The organism is Pseudomonas sp. BN417 (assembly GCF_029871205.1).
Taxonomy (GTDB): domain Bacteria; phylum Pseudomonadota; class Gammaproteobacteria; order Pseudomonadales; family Pseudomonadaceae; genus Metapseudomonas.
Genome location: NZ_SSOJ01000165.1, coordinates 1 through 15811 on the forward strand (window position 1 = coordinate 1; position 15811 = coordinate 15811).

At 63.8% G+C, this 15811-nt stretch carries 18 protein-coding genes; 9 read left to right on the top strand and 9 right to left on the bottom strand.

Going from position 1 to position 15811, the window contains the following annotated elements; translation table 11 throughout:
• Positions 1-361: 361 nt before the first annotated feature.
• Together E8F11_RS29485 and cysK are read right to left on the bottom strand one after the other, a co-directional pair.
• On the bottom strand, positions 362-1447 hold the full coding sequence (locus tag E8F11_RS29485) for a polyamine ABC transporter substrate-binding protein (RefSeq protein ID WP_280292462.1): 1086 nt from the start codon (positions 1445-1447) through the stop codon (positions 362-364).
• 175 nt (positions 1448-1622) lie between these two features.
• Entirely contained in the window at positions 1623-2597 is a 975-nt protein-coding gene (gene cysK, locus E8F11_RS29490) for a cysteine synthase A (protein ID WP_280292463.1), read from the bottom strand.
• A 130-nt stretch (positions 2598-2727) separates the two neighbouring features.
• On the opposite strand from cysK, the gene E8F11_RS29495 reads away from it, so the two are divergent.
• The 5 genes from E8F11_RS29495 (at position 2728) to E8F11_RS29515 (ending at position 7269) form a co-directional block, all read left to right on the top strand.
• Positions 2728-3807, top strand: a complete 1080-nt coding sequence (locus E8F11_RS29495) for a DUF748 domain-containing protein (RefSeq protein ID WP_280292464.1) — start codon at positions 2728-2730, stop codon at positions 3805-3807.
• Between the two features lie 163 nt (positions 3808-3970).
• Positions 3971-4816, top strand: coding sequence for a MoxR family ATPase (locus tag E8F11_RS29500; protein ID WP_280292465.1), 846 nt, complete (start codon positions 3971-3973; stop codon positions 4814-4816).
• Positions 4817-4925: 109 nt separating this feature from the next.
• Entirely contained in the window at positions 4926-5321 is a 396-nt protein-coding gene (locus tag E8F11_RS29505) for a GFA family protein (RefSeq protein ID WP_280292466.1), read from the top strand.
• Positions 5322-5353: 32 nt separating this feature from the next.
• A complete protein-coding gene (locus E8F11_RS29510; RefSeq protein ID WP_280292467.1) occupies positions 5354-6532 on the top strand; it encodes a VWA domain-containing protein in 1179 nt (392 codons plus the stop codon).
• 251 nt (positions 6533-6783) lie between these two features.
• Positions 6784-7269: an SgcJ/EcaC family oxidoreductase gene (locus E8F11_RS29515; RefSeq protein WP_280292468.1), complete on the top strand. Its 486-nt coding sequence runs from the start codon at positions 6784-6786 to the stop codon at positions 7267-7269.
• A gap of 95 nt (positions 7270-7364) precedes the next feature.
• Here E8F11_RS29515 and E8F11_RS29520 read toward each other — a convergent pair whose 3' ends face one another.
• The gene (locus E8F11_RS29520; RefSeq protein ID WP_280292469.1) at positions 7365-7832 is read right to left on the bottom strand and encodes a hypothetical protein; all 468 of its coding nucleotides are present in this window, start codon (positions 7830-7832) and stop codon (positions 7365-7367) included.
• Between the two features lie 649 nt (positions 7833-8481).
• Here E8F11_RS29520 and E8F11_RS29525 point away from each other — a divergent pair.
• Positions 8482-8769, top strand: coding sequence for a hypothetical protein (locus E8F11_RS29525; RefSeq protein WP_280292470.1), 288 nt, complete (start codon positions 8482-8484; stop codon positions 8767-8769).
• Positions 8770-9206: 437 nt separating this feature from the next.
• Here E8F11_RS29525 and E8F11_RS29530 read toward each other — a convergent pair whose 3' ends face one another.
• The 5 genes from E8F11_RS29530 to E8F11_RS29550 all read right to left on the bottom strand — a co-directional run bounded on the left by E8F11_RS29530 (position 9207) and on the right by E8F11_RS29550 (position 11864).
• Positions 9207-9515: an NIPSNAP family protein gene (locus tag E8F11_RS29530; protein WP_280292471.1), complete on the bottom strand. Its 309-nt coding sequence runs from the start codon at positions 9513-9515 to the stop codon at positions 9207-9209.
• Positions 9516-9552: 37 nt separating this feature from the next.
• The gene (locus E8F11_RS29535) at positions 9553-10077 is read right to left on the bottom strand and encodes a DUF2937 family protein (RefSeq protein WP_280292472.1); all 525 of its coding nucleotides are present in this window, start codon (positions 10075-10077) and stop codon (positions 9553-9555) included.
• A 17-nt stretch (positions 10078-10094) separates the two neighbouring features.
• Positions 10095-10868, bottom strand: a complete 774-nt coding sequence (locus tag E8F11_RS29540; protein WP_280292473.1) for a class II glutamine amidotransferase — start codon at positions 10866-10868, stop codon at positions 10095-10097.
• A 3-nt stretch (positions 10869-10871) separates the two neighbouring features.
• Positions 10872-11318: an HIT family protein gene (locus tag E8F11_RS29545; protein WP_280292474.1), complete on the bottom strand. Its 447-nt coding sequence runs from the start codon at positions 11316-11318 to the stop codon at positions 10872-10874.
• Between the two features lie 66 nt (positions 11319-11384).
• A complete protein-coding gene (locus E8F11_RS29550) occupies positions 11385-11864 on the bottom strand; it encodes an MFS transporter (protein ID WP_280292475.1) in 480 nt (159 codons plus the stop codon).
• Positions 11865-11960: 96 nt separating this feature from the next.
• On the opposite strand from E8F11_RS29550, the gene E8F11_RS29555 reads away from it, so the two are divergent.
• Entirely contained in the window at positions 11961-14003 is a 2043-nt protein-coding gene (locus E8F11_RS29555) for a S9 family peptidase (RefSeq protein WP_280292476.1), read from the top strand.
• On the opposite strand, the gene E8F11_RS29560 is transcribed toward E8F11_RS29555, so the two are convergent.
• Positions 14004-14330 carry a hypothetical protein gene (locus E8F11_RS29560; RefSeq protein ID WP_280292477.1) on the bottom strand — a complete coding sequence of 109 codons (327 nt, stop codon included), beginning with the start codon at positions 14328-14330 and terminating at the stop codon, positions 14004-14006.
• A gap of 133 nt (positions 14331-14463) precedes the next feature.
• Here E8F11_RS29560 and E8F11_RS29565 point away from each other — a divergent pair, with 133 nt between their 5' ends.
• Together E8F11_RS29565 and E8F11_RS29570 are read left to right on the top strand one after the other, a co-directional pair.
• The gene (locus E8F11_RS29565) at positions 14464-14838 is read left to right on the top strand and encodes a YajD family HNH nuclease (protein ID WP_280292478.1); all 375 of its coding nucleotides are present in this window, start codon (positions 14464-14466) and stop codon (positions 14836-14838) included.
• A gap of 43 nt (positions 14839-14881) precedes the next feature.
• Positions 14882-15577 (top strand): type 1 glutamine amidotransferase domain-containing protein, encoded by a 696-nt coding sequence (locus E8F11_RS29570; RefSeq protein WP_280292479.1) that lies wholly within the window; start codon positions 14882-14884, stop codon positions 15575-15577.
• Positions 15578-15811: the final 234 nt, after the last annotated feature.

Consider the following 15811-nt stretch of genomic DNA (forward strand, 5'->3'; position numbering starts at 1 on the left):
CCTGATGCACCGCTACAACTGGATCAGGCCGCATCAGTACAACGACGGGCTACCGCCTGCGGTAGCCGAAGAAAAACTCAACCCACTGTCCGGGATGGGTTGACCACTACAACATCAGGCAGGCGCGGAGGTCTGAAAGAGCCGTACTAGACGCCTCTATTCGGTGCTGCAACAGCTAACGCCGACATAGCCAATTCATTCGCCAAGGGATGCGCAGCAGCCCCATTGGCGTCCCCAAGGGCAGTCCTGCGGCCTGCTTGGCGAATGAATTCGCCCCTACAAGAGAAGGTTGCCCCGTGCGATCGGCGGCATCCCTCACCCCAGCCCTCTCCCAAAGGGAGAGGGGGCAGTCCGAGCAGGCCTAGCGCCCAGTCTTCACCGCATTCCACACCCGCGTGCGCAAGCGATCGATCTTCTGCGGCATGGACTCCAGGGCAAACAGGCTCTTCATCACCTCGGCCGGCGGGTAGATCGCCGGGTCGGCCTTGATCCCGGCTTCGACCATGGGGTCGGCGGCGACGTTGCCGTTGGCGTAGTGCACGAAGTTGCTGACGCCAGCCATCACCTCGGGGCGCAACAGGTAGTTCATGAAGGCATAGCCGGCCGCTACGTCAGGGGCGTCGGCGGGCATGGCGATCATGTCGAACCAGAGCGGCGAGCCTTCCCTGGGCGTGGAGTACTGGATGTTCACGCCATTGCCTGCTTCCTTGGCGCGAGTGGCGGCCTGCAGGATGTCACCGGAGAAGCCCACAGCCACGCAGATGTCGCCGTTGGCCAGGTCGCTGACGTACTTCGAGGAATGGAAGTAGGTGATGTAGGGGCGCACCTTCATCAGCTCGGCCTGGGCGGTCTTGTAGTCCTCGGAATTCTGGCTGTGGTGCGGCAGGCCCAGGTAGTTGAGGGTGATGGGCAGCAGCTCCGGGCCGTTGTCGAGCACGGCGACGCCGCACTTGGCGAGCTTCTCCATGTTCTCCGGCTTGAAGAACAGGTCCCAGGAGTCCACCGGGGCGTTGTCGCCGAGCACCGCCTTGACCTTGTCGACGTTGTAGCCGATGCCGGTACTGCCCCAGAGGTAGGGGAAGCCGTACTGGTTGCCCGGGTCGTTGACCTCCAGCGCTTTCAGCAGCACCGGGTTGAGGTTCTTCCAGTTGGGAAGCTGGGCCTTGTCCAGCTTCTTCAAGGCGCCGGCCTGGATCTGCTTGGCCATGAAGTGGTTGGAGGGCACTACCACGTCGTAGCCGGATTTGCCGGTCATCAGCTTGCCGTCGAGGGTCTCGTTGCTGTCGTAGACGTCGTAGCTGGCCTGGATGCCGGTTTCCTTGCTGAAGTTCGCGACGGTGTCCGGGGCGATGTACTCGCTCCAGTTGTAGATCTTCACCGTGCCAGCCGCCTGGGCGGCGGTGGACATGGCCAGCGTCAGTAGGAGGGGCGCGAAGGAGCTTCTCATTGTCTTTGTGTCCTGGCTGCTTGTGGTTCGAGACCCGCCGGGCGGGGGTTCCAGCTTCTCTACCGCGGCCCTCACTGACAATCCGCGACAAGTCCCAGCGGACCCGCGAGGAAGCGCTGCGCCTGCGCTTCGCTTGCCAGAAGACACAGGGCGGCTCAGGGCCGCCCGCGCCGGTTTACTGCTGGAGCTCCTGTTCGGTGAACAGGCCGTCGAACAACATGCTGGAGAGGTAGCGCTCACCCGAGTCGGGCAGGATCACCACCAGGGTCTTGCCCTCCATTTCCGGACGCTCGGCCAGACGCACCGCCACCGCCATGGCGGCGCCTGAGGAGATGCCGCAGAGGATGCCTTCTTCGCGCATCAGGCGCAGGGCCATGGCCTTGGCTTCGTCGTCGCTGCTCTGCTCGACGCGGTCGACCATGGTCAGGTCGAGGTTCTTCGGCACGAAGCCTGCGCCAATGCCCTGGATCTTGTGCGGGCTGGGCTTGACCTCGTCACCGGCCAGGGTCTGGCTGATCACGGGCGAGGTCACTGGCTCCACCGCCACCGAGAGGATCGGCTTGCCGCAGGTCTGCTTGATGTACCGGGATACGCCGGTGATGGTGCCGCCGGTGCCGACGCCGGCTACCAGCACGTCCACCGCGCCTTCGGTGTCGTTCCAGATCTCCGGGCCGGTGGTCTTCTCGTGGATGGCCGGGTTGGCCGGGTTCTCGAACTGCTGCAGCAGCAGGTACTGCTCGGGATTTTCAGCCGCCAGCTCGTTGGCCTTCTCGATGGCGCCCTTCATGCCCTTGGCCGGCTCGGTGAGCACCAGCTCGGCGCCCAGGGCCTTGAGCACCTTGCGCCGCTCCAGGCTCATGGAAGCCGGCATGGTGAGGATCAGCTTGTAGCCACGGGCAGCGGCGACGAAGGCCAGGCCGATGCCGGTGTTGCCGGAGGTGGGTTCGACCAGGGTCATGCCCGGCTTGAGCCGGCCGGAAACCTCCGCGTCCCAGATCATGCTGGCGCCGATGCGGCATTTCACCGAGTAGGCCGGGTTGCGGCCCTCGATCTTGGCGAGGATGGTCACGCCACGCGGGCCCAGGTGGTTGATGCGCACCAGGGGGGTGTTGCCGATGGCTTGGGAGTTGTCTGCGTAGATACGGCTCATGATTCCTGTCCCTAGAGGTTGAGGGCGAATAAAGCTGACCAGCCTATGCTGGCGGCCCCGTGCAGTCCAGCCGAACTCGAGGGGCAGATGGGCAGTCCACCGAAAGAGACGCCCCCATGGCGGAAGCCCCATGAAACGACGCTACAGCCTGCCCCTCGGCGCGATCCTGGCCCTCGTCCTGCTGCTGGTGGCGGCCCACCTGGCCCTGCCCTGGCTGATCCGCGAATACCTCAACGACAGGCTCGCCAACCTGGGCGAGTACCATGGCCACGTTGCCGACGTCGACCCGGCCTGGTGGCGTGGCGCCTATCGCGTCAACGACCTGTCCATCGTCAAGGTCGGAGGCAAGGTGCCGGTGCCGTTCGTGGAGGCGCCGGGCATCGAGCTGGCGGTGAGCTGGCACGCCCTCTGGTATCACCACGCCGTGGTCGCGCGGGCGATCTTCGAGGCGCCGGAAGTGAACTTCGTCGATGGCGGCGCCAACGAGGAGGAGTCCCAGACCGGTGCCGGCACGGACTGGCGCGAACAACTGGACAAGCTGTTGCCCCTCACCCTCGACGAGGTGCGGGTAGTGAATGGCCGAATCTCCTTTCACAACTTCAAGTCCAGGCCAAAGGTGGATATTGACGCCGCCGGGGTGAATGCCAGCCTCTACAACCTGACCAACGTCGCCGACAGCGGCGGCGAGCGGGTAGCCCGCCTGGAGGGCACGGCGCTGGTACTGGGCAACGCGCCACTCGAAGTGCAGGCGACCTTCGACCCGTTCAAGGACTTCGAGGATTTCGAACTGCGCCTGCGAACCCGGGATATCGACCTGCCAAGGCTCAACGACTTCTCCCGCGCCTACGGCAGGTTCGACTTCAAGGCCGGCAAGGGCGACCTGGTGATCGAAGCCCGCGCCGACGATGGCCAGCTCAGCGGCTATATCAAGCCGCTACTGCGCAAGGTCGATGTGTTCGACTGGCAGCAGGACGTGGAGAACAACGACAAGGGCTTTCTCCGCTCACTCTGGGAGGCCCTGGTGGGCGGCGGGGAATCGGTGCTGAAGAACCAGCAACGCGACCAGTTCGCCACCCGCGTGGAGCTGCATGGCAACATCCACCGCCAGGACATCAGCGCTTTCCAGGCCTTCCTCGCAATCCTGCGCAATGCCTTCATCGAGGCCTTCACCAACCGCTTCGAACTGGCGCCGCCACAGCAGGATGACTAGCGGCCATGGCAATTGCGCCAATACGGACGAGTGACCGCCCATTCAGTGACTGAATGAAGCGTCTGCGTTCACAGTCGACTCGTGCGCGCGTTATAGTCGGGCTTTTCCCAAATACTGAACCGCCCGGTTTCGTACCGAGGCGCCCGAGTCCGAGGAATACCTGATGAAGTTCGAAGGCACCCAGTCCTACGTCGCCACCGACGACCTCAAGCTCGCGGTGAATGCCGCCATCACCTTGCAGCGCCCGCTGCTGGTCAAGGGCGAACCGGGTACCGGCAAGACCATGCTGGCCGAGCAACTGGCCGCCTCCTTCGGCGCCAAGCTGATCACCTGGCATATCAAGTCCACCACCAAGGCGCACCAGGGCCTCTACGAATACGACGCCGTGAGCCGCCTGCGCGATTCCCAGCTGAATTCCGACAAGGTCCACGACGTTCGCAACTACATCAAGAAAGGCAAGCTGTGGGAGGCCTTCGAGTCCGAGGAGCGGGTCATCCTGCTGATCGACGAGATCGACAAGGCCGACATCGAGTTCCCCAACGACCTGTTGCAGGAACTCGACAAGATGGAGTTCTACGTTTACGAGACCAACGAGACCATCAAGGCCAAGCAGCGCCCGATCATCATCATCACCTCGAACAACGAGAAGGAACTGCCGGACGCCTTCCTGCGCCGCTGCTTCTTCCACTACATCGCCTTCCCCGATCGCGACACCCTGCAGAAGATCGTCGACGTGCACTACCCGAACATCAAGGCTGACCTGGTTTCCGAAGCCCTGGATGTGTTCTTCGACGTGCGCAAAGTGCCGGGCCTGAAGAAGAAGCCCTCCACCTCCGAACTGGTGGACTGGCTGAAGCTGCTGATGGCCGACAACATCGGCGAAGCCGTGCTCCGCGAGCGCGACCCCACCAAGGCCATCCCGCCGCTGGCGGGCGCCCTGGTGAAGAACGAGCAGGACGTGCAGCTGCTGGAACGCCTGGCCTTCATGGCCCGCCGCGCCAGCCGTTGAGGCCGAACAATCCGTCGTTGTAGGAGCGAGCTTGCTCGCGAAGCCGTTCGCCCATGTTCGCGAGCAAGCTCGCTCCTACGGGATAAGCGCTTAGGGAGAAGGTGTAGCCATGCATAGGGGCAGTTGCCTGTGCGGCGCGGTGAAGTACGAGATCGACGCGCCCATAAAGTCCGCCACCCATTGCCATTGCAGCCAGTGCCGCAAGGGTCATGGCGCGGCGTTCGGCACTTACGGCAACGTGCGCTGGAGCGCCTTCCGCTGGGTGCAGGGCGAGGAAATGGTGGCGCACTACCACTCCTCCCCCGGCGTAACCCGGACCTTCTGCCGGCAGTGCGGCTCGACCCTGCAGTGGTACAGCGAACACGCCCACCCCGACTGGGTGTCGGTTGCCCTGGGTACGCTGGACTCGCCGCTTGGCCCCATCCCACAGAAGCACATCTACCCGGAATCCAAGGCCGACTGGTACGACATCGCCGACGGCCTGCCCCAGGAGCCGCGCTCCTGAGGCTCTACAGATAAACAGACGAGGGTGCAGCCATGCTGCTCAACCTGTTCAACGAAATGCGCGCAGCCAAGGTACCGGTGTCGGTACGCGAGCTGCTCGACCTGATCAACGCGTTGAAGCACAACGTGGTGTTCGCCGACATGGACGAGTTCTACTTCCTCGCCCGCACGGTGCTGGTCAAGGACGAGCGCCATTTCGACAAGTTCGACCGCGCCTTCAGCGCCTACTTCAAAGGCCTGGAGAAGCTCGATGATTACCTCCAGGCGCTGATTCCCGAGGAATGGCTGCGCAAGGAGTTCGAGCGCATGCTGACCGACGAGGAAAAGGCGCAGATCCAGAGCCTGGGCGGCCTCGACAAGCTGATCGAGGAATTCAAGAAGCGCCTGGAAGAACAGAAGGAACGCCACGCCGGCGGCAACAAGTGGATCGGTACCGGCGGCACCAGCCCCTTCGGCTCCGGTGGCTTCAACCCCGAAGGCATTCGCGTCGGCGATGCCGGCAAGCGCCAGGGCCGAGCCGTGAAGGTCTGGGACCAGCGCGAGTACAAGAACCTCGACGACCAGGTGGAACTGGGCACCCGCAACATCAAGGTCGCGCTGCGCCGCCTGCGCAAGTTCGCCCGTGAAGGCGCGGCGGAAGAGCTGGACCTGGAAGGCACCATCGACCACACCGCCAAGGACGCCGGCCTGCTCAACATCCAGATGCGCCCTGAGCGGCGCAACACGGTGAAGCTGCTGCTCCTGCTGGATATCGGCGGCTCGATGGACGCCCACGTGAAGGTCTGCGAAGAACTGTTCTCGGCCTGCAAGACCGAGTTCAAGCATCTTGAATATTTCTACTTCCACAACTTCGTCTACGAGTCGGTGTGGAAGAACAACCTGCGCCGCACCTCCGAACGCACCGCCACCATGGACCTGCTGCACAAGTACGGCCCGGACTACAAGGTGGTCTTCGTCGGTGACGCCGCCATGGCCCCCTACGAAATCACCCAGGCCGGCGGCAGCGTCGAGCACTGGAACGAAGAGCCGGGCTACGCCTGGATGAAGCGCTTCATGGAGAAATACAAGAAGCTCATCTGGATCAACCCCTACCCCAAGGACACCTGGAACTACACCGCCTCCACCAACATCGTCCGCGAGCTGATCAACGACCAGATGTACCCGCTGACCCTGCGCGGGCTGGAAGACGGGATGAAGTTCCTCTCCAAATAAGAACGGGCCCTGCGGGGCCCGTTTTGATTTGGGGTGTTGTCAACTCATCCACCCGGGATTGCCTTGATAGGGTGGACGACGCTCTTCTTGTCCACCGGAGGCTGCGGGAATGCCATCCGCCTGGTTCGATTTGCCACCTATACTCCTTGGGCAACTCGGGTTTGCTACCCGTGTCGTGCTTCTCCTCGGACCCCGTCGCATAATCAGCAGTCATTCCCTACCGCTTTTCGACCTATCCAAGAAGATCAAAAATGAAAAACCTAACTGTCCTGTCAGCGGCACTTGCCGTCGTCCTTGCGGGCTGTACTTCAGGCTCATCGAAACTCGAGTCCGGTACAGCACATACGGAAGTCTGCAAGGCAACCAGTGAACAAGAAATCTCGGCGCTGTTCGATCGATGGAACCGCTCACTGCAAACCGGCGACCCACACCAGGTTGTCGCCAACTATGCCGAGCGCTCCGTCCTTCTTCCCACCGTATCGAACAAACCGCGACTGACTCCCGCCGAAAAGGAGGACTACTTCCATCACTTCCTGGAAAACAAACCGCAGGGCAGGATTGACTCCAGAACGATAGAAATTGGTTGCAATACGGCGGTTGACGCCGGGCTCTATACCTTCACCTTTGGCGCTACTGGTACCCAGGTAAAAGCTCGCTACACCTACACCTACAAGTGGGACGGACAGCAGTGGCTGATCACCAGCCACCATTCTTCGGCAATGCCGGAGAAAAACTGAGGCACCTAGGGCGCATGCCACTGCGATCGAGTCGGTGAAAAAGGGGCTGGAGTGATAAAAACAAATCATTCAGCCCCTTTTGCTGGGAAAGGGCGTTAGTGATGGTGCTTTTTCGTCCGCAAGTACTCAGACAGGGCGAAGAAGCGTTTTCGAGTTGCACGCGCGAACAGGCGATTTACCCAGCTATCTATAAGCTTGCCAAACCAGCGCGGACGTAACTTCAAGCTGAAGGTGTAGATCAACTCTGAAGTGCCCTCATCCAGATCACGATGACGCATTGAGGCCGACCATTCCTGAAATACGCCCGTTGGCGCTACCAATACCGCAGCAGCCACCTTGCCTGGTTGGTAGTTGACGAATCGGGTCCGCATTGACAGGGGCCGCATCCATCCGCGCCCTTGGTTGAATGTCACCGCCCCGATGTACGGATGGCTACTTCCACCTTCCACATTGGCTTTCGACAGCAAGGTATCCCACTCCAGACGCACGTTGTGATTGTGGAATGCCTCGAAGGTAGCGGTGGCAGGGGCCGGCATGACTAGCGTGATCTTATGGCGACTCATGACCGAGGGCCCATGGCTGGAGATGAGAGCTAGCCTAGACCAGTCGCACCGGTTCGGGCTTGCGCAACCTCGGGTAATTCGAGGTATTTACCGGCGTTCGGGGAGACAGACTCACAATCAGGTAACTGAGTGTCTGCACTTGGCTGCCGGTTCCGGCCATGGCAACAAGGACGTTCTAGATACCCTCCCCGAATCCGGCAATTCGATAGCTGTGGCACATTCCTACGCTGCTTGCGGTTGCCCAGCTTCGTCTTCCTACAGAGAAATTTCCTACGCCACATTACCCTTGAGCCCCTACAAACGCCCTCTATAGAGTCCGGCCCGTCACGGTCAATCCCGTGACCGGGGGTCAGAGCCCGATTGCACGACTCAGGGCGCGGTAGCGCCATAGCCACAGAGTTCAGGCGCTTTTTGTTTGCCTGCTGCTTTGTGCATCTATGGCGGACCGCGTGGGGAGGCTTAACGCCTACCGGTTCCCTGATCCGGCACTCTGACCCTCACGCGGTCCGCCACCCACTCGCGGTCAGAGGCAAGTGCTGGCGGTTGTTTCTCCAATCAGGGAGACCGGATATGCACTACCCACCTTTTACCCCCGCGCACCGCCGCATCACGCCCTGCTCGGCCAACACGCCTCCACCGGAGGTGCGCCATGTTTAAATTCAAGCCCATTCCCAGCCCCGCCCAGCCATACCGCGATGTGCTGTTCTTCAACGCTCTCGCCCGCCCCGAAAACCTGTTCGAAACAGCCCAGCAGCGCATGTCCGCCGCGTTGGACCTGCTGCAGATCGTGGAGCAGAGCGAGAACCGGGACTTCGTCCAGCATGAGGCGGCGCGCCTGTCTTTCGCCGCAGGTTTGTTATTGGCCGATGCTCAGGCCCTCTTTGAGGCGGCTCATGAGCGGGCTATGGAGCAAGTGAATTCACTGGTTCAGGCATAGCGTCGGTGCCCCGACGCCACGCCGCAGCGGGCCTCCGTGAGCTGGGCCAACCAGCGCGTCGGGGTGGTGAAGTGGTAGGGCGAGCTGTGGATTGCCCGGCGGGATTTGCCGGTCTTCATGGCCACCCATGATGACCCTGCGTTGAGTGAGTGCCGAGCTGGAAGCGGATGCCATTTGGGGATTGGTGAGGCGAGTCGTTGTGGGGGCGATTTCAATCGCTAAGCAGACCGCAGGGCTGCCCTGACGTGTTGGAGGGGCAACTGCGTTGCCCTTCGCGAATGAATTCGCCCCCACAAGAATGTTGTTCCCCAGACTGCTGCCGGAGGTTTTGCAGCCCTCTCCCCCGGCCCCTCTTCCGCAAGCGGGCCAGGGGTGACCCGGCCGGATACCGGTCAGCGCGCCGGGGCATCCTGCTGATGAGACTCCTGCCGATGCCCCTAAGCACCAAACACGGGCCTGAAGAACGTGCGCTCATAGCTGAGAATGCACTTTGTATCTTCCGCGTACTTGAACGCGGCGATGCATTCCGGGTCGTTCATGGACTGCTGCCGGTAGCGTTCGTACTCGGCAAGGCTTGGAAATGTGAACATCGCGATCGCGATGTTGTTTGCCCCCTCGGAAGGCAGGAAGTAGCCGTGATGCTTACCGCCGAACTTCTCGACAAGCGGAATCCACAGCCTTCCGTAGTGTTCGAACTCGCTTAGCTTGTAAGGATCCAGAACATATTTCAGGTAGCAAGTGACCATTCCTGCCCTCTCTGGCAATTGATGTGTGGCGTGAGCGTTAGTGCCAATGCCGCTCCTGCGCCTTGCGGCTGCCGCCGCCGCTGAAGGCCCAGCCGAGCAGCAGCAGTTGGCTTTCCACCAGCCAGGCCAGCAGGAGGCCGACGCCCAGGCCCCATGCGATGGCTTCGGGCACCAGCAGGAGCTGGTAGCTGTAGGCGGCCAGGGTTTCCTTGCGCAGTTCGGGGTTGGCACTGATCAGCACATGCCAGGCGCTCTGGTACCAGGGGCCCTGCAGGGCCTGCCATTCGCGCTGCAGCAGGCTGTCGCGGGCCACCAGTTGGGCAACGCTCTCGGCGTCGCTGCGCATCACCGGATCGGAGCTTGCGCGGTAGTGGGCCACCAGGGCGTCCAGATCGCCCTTGAAGAAGCGCTGCGCAGTGTCGCGAAAGCCCTTGAGACCCTGCTCCGCTTCCAGGCGGTGGGCATCGACGCGCTTGGCGTAGTCCTCGATGAAGCCCGGCACCTGCACCCCGACCAGGAGGCCCAGGGTGAACAGGATCAGGCGCAGATAGCTTCGCAACATTCCCTGTCCTCCGGTTATCAGGTACGGCCCTGGCTGACGATCTCGCCTCGGCGCCAGAGGATCCACTCGCCGGGCTGGTAGATATTCCAGGTCTCGTTGTCGGTCAGGGGCTCGGTGGCGATCACGGTGACCACGTCCTTGGGCGTGGTTTCCGCCTGGAAGTCCACCGTCAGGTCGGCGTCCTTCAGGCGCGCCGGGCCGAAGGGAGCGCGGCGGGTGATGTGGGCCAGCTTGCTGGAGCAGAAGCTGAACAGCCAGTCGCCGTCACTGAGCAAGCAGTTGAACACGCCGTTCTGGCGGAACTCGAAGCAAGCCTGGACCAGTACCGGCAGGAGGATCTCAGCCATCACCGGCTCGGGGAAGGCGCCGCGCACGCGGTTCAGCAGGTTGCAGAAGGCCGCCTCGCTGTCGGTGTCGCCCACCGGCCAGTAGAACCCCTTCGCCGGCTCGAATCCGGCCAACTGGCCGTTGTGCGCGAAGCACCAGTTGCGCCCCCAGAGCTCGCGGACGAAGGGGTGGGTGTTGGACAGGCAGACCTTGCCGACATTGGCCTGGCGGATATGGCCGATCACCGTCTCGCTCTTGATCGGGTAGCGTTGGACCAGCCGTGCCACTTCTGACTCGACGCTCGCCGCCGGGTCCTGGAACAGGCGCAGGCCGCGCCCTTCATAGAAACCTATGCCCCAGCCATCGCGGTGCGGGCCCGTGCCGCCGCCGCGCTGCATCAGGCCGGTGAAGCTGAAGACGATATCGGTGGGGACGTTGGCGCTCATGCCGAGCAGTTCGCACATGGTTCAGAATTCCAGCTTCAGGGCGTTCTTCAATTGGTCGGCTTCGCGCGCCAGACGCGCCTGCAGGGCGGCGCGGCCAAGGGGCAGGAAGCGGGTCAGGGCTCGCCAGAGCAGGCCGACGAGGTCGCCACGGCGGCGCGGGATCAGGTGCAGATGCAGGTGCGGCACGTGCTGGTTGGCAGCCGGGCCGTCGTTGATCAACAGATTGACTCCCTGGCGGCCATAGCCGGCCCAACGCAATGCCTGGCCCACCTTGTCGGCGCGGGCCAGCAGCCGTTCACGGGCAGCAGAGGAGAGATCTGAGAGGCAGGGGGCGTGCTCGCGAGCAACTATCAGCACGTGGGCCGGACGCAGCGGGTTGATGTCCAGCAGCACCAGGAAGTGCTCGTCTTCATGCAGCAGGTGGGCCGGCAGCTTGCCGGTGGCTATGGCGCAGAACACGCAGTCCATGGGCACTCCTTGGCGGGGAAAGGCCCATGCTGAACGCGTCGTGGCCAGGCTGCAAGGCCCCGGCGGTTACAGGCGGGGCTCTATGCGCAGGCGACGGTCGCCGTTCTGGTCGTAGCGGGTATCCACGTCGGCGACGCGGTCGCGCTTCGTCTCGCGCAGGGTGGGCTCTTCCTCGGCTTTCGCTTCGGCCTCGCGGGCGGCGCGGATCTCCTTGACCTTGCGCTCGATGGGCCAGCGGATCAGGACGAACACCACGTAGCCGGTGATGGCGATGATGCTGTACATGGTCAGGTCGAGGACCGCCTTCCAGGCGTTGTTGCCGACTTTGAAGAGCACGTCCAGGGCGGTGATGGCCACGGCTGGGGCGAACTGGTCCTTGGCCGGATCGACAATGGTCGGCGTCAGCAGCAACACCGCCACCAGCAGCCGCAGCGGCTCGCGCAGCCAGCGCCACATCCAGCCAGTGAGGTGATACCAGACCAGCAGGCAGCCAATCGCGGCGAGTCCGTAGGCGGCCCACGCGAGCAGGTAGTCGTTTTCAGTCATTGGCGTCCGTGGCAAGGCTGGCAAAAGGGCGCTTATGATAACGGCTTTTCCCGGTTCCGGCGCTCCTGCCGTCGCCCGACCGCCCTGCCTTCGAGAGTGCCCATGCCCCAAGCCCCCATCGCCCGAATCGAATCCGGAGACGACCCCTACCGCTGGCTGGAACAGCGCGACGCACCCGAAGTACTCGCCCACCTGGAAGCGGAGAACGCCTGGCTGGAGGCCGAGTTGGCCGGCCAGCAGGTGCTGCGTGAGGCGCTGTTCCAGGAGATCAAGGGCCGCATCCGCGAGACCGACCTCTCCCTGCCGGTGCCCTGGGGCCCCTGGCTCTACTATCAGCGCACCACCGCCGGCGACGAATACCCGCGCCACTACCGCTGCCCACGCCCGACCGACGGTTCGCTGACCCTGGAAGAAGCCCGCGAGGAGCTGCTGCTGGACCCCAACGAACTGGCGGCCGGCGGCTTCCTGTCCATCGGCGCCTTCAGCGTCAGCCCCGACCATGCGCGCCTGGCCTACAGCCTGGACACCAGCGGCGACGAGACCTACCAGCTCTACGTCAAGGAACTGGCCAGCGGTGAAATCCGCGCCCTGCCCTTCGAGCAGTGCGACGGCAGCATGACCTGGGCCAACGACAGCGCCACGCTGTTCTTCGGCGAACTGGACGATACCCATCGCCCGCACCGCCTGCATCGCCACCGTCTGGGCGAGGCCACTGCCGAGCTGGTATTCGAGGAGCGCGACGGCCGCTTCTTCCTCAATTGCTACCGCGCCAGTTCCGAGCGCCAGCTGATCCTGCTGCTGAACAGCAAGACCACCAGCGAGACCTGGGTGCTGGACGCCGATACCCCCCAAGGCGCCTGGACCTGCCTGGCGCCGCGGGAGGAGGACCACGAGTACTACGCCGACCACGGCAAGCTGGGCGGCCAGTGGACCTGGCTGATCCGCAGCAACCAGACCGGTATCAACTTCGCGCTCTACCAGGCCAGCGAGGCCGAGCCTACCCGCGGCCATTGGCGCGAGCTGATCGCCCATGACGAGGCGCGCATGCTGGAGGGTGTCAGCCTGAATGCCGGCGCCTTCGTCCTCAGCCTGCGCGAAGGCGGATTGCCGATCATCCAGGTGCACCCGGAAGGTGCAGCGCCCTACCCGCTGCAACTGCCGGATGCCGCCTACAGCCTCTATGTCCAGGACAGCCTGGAATTCGACAGCCCGGTGATCCGCCTGCGCTACGAGGCCCTCAACCGCCCGGCCCAGGTGCGCCAGCTGGAGCTGACCAGCGGCGCCCAACAGGTGCTCAAGGAAACCCCGGTGGAAGGCCCCTTCGATGCCGACGCCTATGTCAGTCAGCGCCTCTGGGCGACGGCGGCGGACGGCACGCGCATCCCCATCAGCCTGGTGGCCCGACGCGAAACCCTGGGTAAGCCCGCGCCGCTCTACCTCTACGGCTACGGCGCCTACGGCGAGAGCCTCGACCCCTGGTTCTCCCACGCCCGCCTGAGCCTGCTGGAGCGCGGCTTCGTCTTCGCCATCGCCCATGTGCGCGGTGGCGGCGAACTCGGCGAAGCCTGGTACCGCGCCGGCAAGCTGGAACACAAGACCAATACCTTCGGCGACTTCATCGCCTGCGCCGAACACCTGATCGCCGAGGGCTACACCGCTCCGGCGCAGCTGGCCATCAGCGGCGGCAGCGCCGGCGGCCTGCTGATGGGCGCGGTGCTCAACCTGCGCCCCGAGTTGTTTGCCGCGGCCATCGCCGAGGTGCCTTTCGTCGACGTGCTGAACACCATGCAGAACCCCGACCTGCCGCTGACCGTGACCGAGTACGACGAATGGGGCGACCCGAACGAGCCGGACGTTTACGAGCGGATCAAGGGTTATGCGCCCTACGAGAATGTGAGCGCCCAGGCCTATCCGGCGATGCTGGTGGTGGCCGGCTACAACGACAGCCGCGTGCAGTACTGGGAAGCGGCCAAGTGGGTGGCGAAGCTACGCGCCAGCAAGACCGACGACAATCCGCTGCTGCTCAAGACCGACCTCGGCGCCGGCCATGGCGGTATGAGCGGCCGCTACCACGCGCTGCGCGACGTCGCCCTGGAATATGCCTTCCTGCTCAAGGTGCTCGGCCTGCCGCAGCGCTGATCAGGGATTGCCGGTGCTGGTGCCCAGACCCTTGGTGTTGCGCTCCAGCTGCTTCTCCAGCACCGGGATCGGCTGGTCGCGCTGCTCCAGGGATTCGCGCAGGCGCTGCTCCTGGTCGACATTGTTCATTAGCCGCGGGTTGCCGCTCTGCGGCACCGGGCTGGTGACGGCGCGCGGCACGATCTGTGGATAAGGCTGCGGCGTGACCGTGCCGGGAGCGCCCGCCGGCGCCTGCAACGGCGCGCGCAACAGCGGTGGATTCTGCGCCGCCGCGCCGCCTGCCAGCAGGGCGAGCGCCAGCAGCAGCGGAAGCTTGCTAAGGTTCATGGCCTGTCTCCGACGGTGTCTCGCTTGAGTCTAACCCCCGGTCGACGAAGCGGCTGCGCGCGCGACGGGATGCCATCGATCGCCGGTGCCCGGTCTAGACTTTCTTCGAGACCCAGGCACGGGAGTGCGGTGGATGAGCACGGAACGAACGGCGCCCCCGACGAGCAAGCTGGACAAGTTGCTCGCCGATGAGCGCAAAAGGCGCGAGCACAGTTACCGGGAACAGGCGCTGAAGCTGTATCCCTGGGTCTGCGCCCGTTGCGGCCGCGAGTTCAGCGGCAAGCGCCTGTCCGAACTTACGGTGCACCACCGCGATCACAACCATGACAACAACCCCCCGGACGGTTCGAACTGGGAGCTGCTCTGTCTCTACTGCCACGACAACGAGCACTCCCGCTACACCGACCAGCAGTGGCACAGCGAAGAACAACCCGGCACCCGGCGAGAGCCAGGCGCCACCTACAAGGCACTCGCCGGCATCGGCGATCTGTTGAAGCGCAAGGAATAGCCCGCCCCGGGCCGTTCGTCACCGAGTCTGCAAGGAGATCACGATGAAGATCCTCATGGTACTGACCTCCCACGACAAGCTGGGCGACACCGGCAAGAAAACCGGCTTCTGGCTCGAGGAGTTCGCCGCACCCTACTTCGCCTTCCGCGACGCCGGCGCCGAGGTGGTGCTGGCATCACCCAAGGGCGGCCATCCGCCGCTGGACCCGAAGAGCGACGACCCGGGTGCCCAGACCGAGGCGACCCACCGCTTCCGCGAGGATGACGTGGCCCGCCGCGCCCTGGCCAACACCCTGCGTCTGGACAGCCTGATGCCGGCCGACTACGACGCCCTCTTCTACCCCGGCGGCCATGGCCCGATGTGGGACCTGGTGGACGACCTGCATTCCATCGTGCTGGTGGAAAGCTTTTACGCCGCCGGCAAGCCGGTGGGCGCCGTGTGTCACGCCCCAGCCGTGCTGCTCAACGCCAAGGCCCCGGATGGCGCACCGCTGGTGCAGGGCAACGCGGTGACCGGTTTCTCCAACTCCGAGGAAATCGCCGTGGGCCTGGCCGAGGTAGTGCCCTTCCTGCTGGAGGATGTGCTGAAGGAGAACGGCGGCCACTACTCCAAGGTGGCGGACTGGCAACCCCATGTGGTCGCCGATGGCAACCTGATCACCGGGCAGAACCCGGCCTCGTCCGAGCCGACGGCGGCGGCCCTGCTGGAGCTGTTGGGGGGACGGAGGGATGAGTTGTAAGGCAGCAGACGGTGAATGAATCCTTGTAGGGGCGAATTCATTCGCCAAGCAGGCCGCAGGTTCGCCCTTGGGACCCCAGGGGGCTGCTGCGCAGCCCTTGGCGAATGAATTGGCTTTGTCTGCATTACGTGTTGCTAGAGCTTCCTGAGCCGAGCTGCTTATCGAGTCGGCTGCGAGTCTCTGTTTCGCCTCCCGGCGAGTCTCTTTTGGCAGTCGCCCCAAAAGAAACCAAAA

Coding starts and splice junctions, on each gene's coding strand:
- E8F11_RS29485 (WP_280292462.1), bottom strand. CDS start 1,447: ATGAGAAGCTCCTTCGCGCCCCTCCTACTGACGCTGGCCATGTCCACC.
- cysK (WP_280292463.1), bottom strand. CDS start 2,597: ATGAGCCGTATCTACGCAGACAACTCCCAAGCCATCGGCAACACCCCC.
- E8F11_RS29495 (WP_280292464.1), top strand. CDS start 2,728: ATGAAACGACGCTACAGCCTGCCCCTCGGCGCGATCCTGGCCCTCGTC.
- E8F11_RS29500 (WP_280292465.1), top strand. CDS start 3,971: ATGAAGTTCGAAGGCACCCAGTCCTACGTCGCCACCGACGACCTCAAG.
- E8F11_RS29505 (WP_280292466.1), top strand. CDS start 4,926: ATGCATAGGGGCAGTTGCCTGTGCGGCGCGGTGAAGTACGAGATCGAC.
- E8F11_RS29510 (WP_280292467.1), top strand. CDS start 5,354: ATGCTGCTCAACCTGTTCAACGAAATGCGCGCAGCCAAGGTACCGGTG.
- E8F11_RS29515 (WP_280292468.1), top strand. CDS start 6,784: ATGAAAAACCTAACTGTCCTGTCAGCGGCACTTGCCGTCGTCCTTGCG.
- E8F11_RS29520 (WP_280292469.1), bottom strand. CDS start 7,832: ATGAGTCGCCATAAGATCACGCTAGTCATGCCGGCCCCTGCCACCGCT.
- E8F11_RS29525 (WP_280292470.1), top strand. CDS start 8,482: ATGTTTAAATTCAAGCCCATTCCCAGCCCCGCCCAGCCATACCGCGAT.
- E8F11_RS29530 (WP_280292471.1), bottom strand. CDS start 9,515: ATGGTCACTTGCTACCTGAAATATGTTCTGGATCCTTACAAGCTAAGC.
- E8F11_RS29535 (WP_280292472.1), bottom strand. CDS start 10,077: ATGTTGCGAAGCTATCTGCGCCTGATCCTGTTCACCCTGGGCCTCCTG.
- E8F11_RS29540 (WP_280292473.1), bottom strand. CDS start 10,868: ATGTGCGAACTGCTCGGCATGAGCGCCAACGTCCCCACCGATATCGTC.
- E8F11_RS29545 (WP_280292474.1), bottom strand. CDS start 11,318: ATGGACTGCGTGTTCTGCGCCATAGCCACCGGCAAGCTGCCGGCCCAC.
- E8F11_RS29550 (WP_280292475.1), bottom strand. CDS start 11,864: ATGACTGAAAACGACTACCTGCTCGCGTGGGCCGCCTACGGACTCGCC.
- E8F11_RS29560 (WP_280292477.1), bottom strand. CDS start 14,330: ATGAACCTTAGCAAGCTTCCGCTGCTGCTGGCGCTCGCCCTGCTGGCA.
- E8F11_RS29565 (WP_280292478.1), top strand. CDS start 14,464: ATGAGCACGGAACGAACGGCGCCCCCGACGAGCAAGCTGGACAAGTTG.
- E8F11_RS29570 (WP_280292479.1), top strand. CDS start 14,882: ATGAAGATCCTCATGGTACTGACCTCCCACGACAAGCTGGGCGACACC.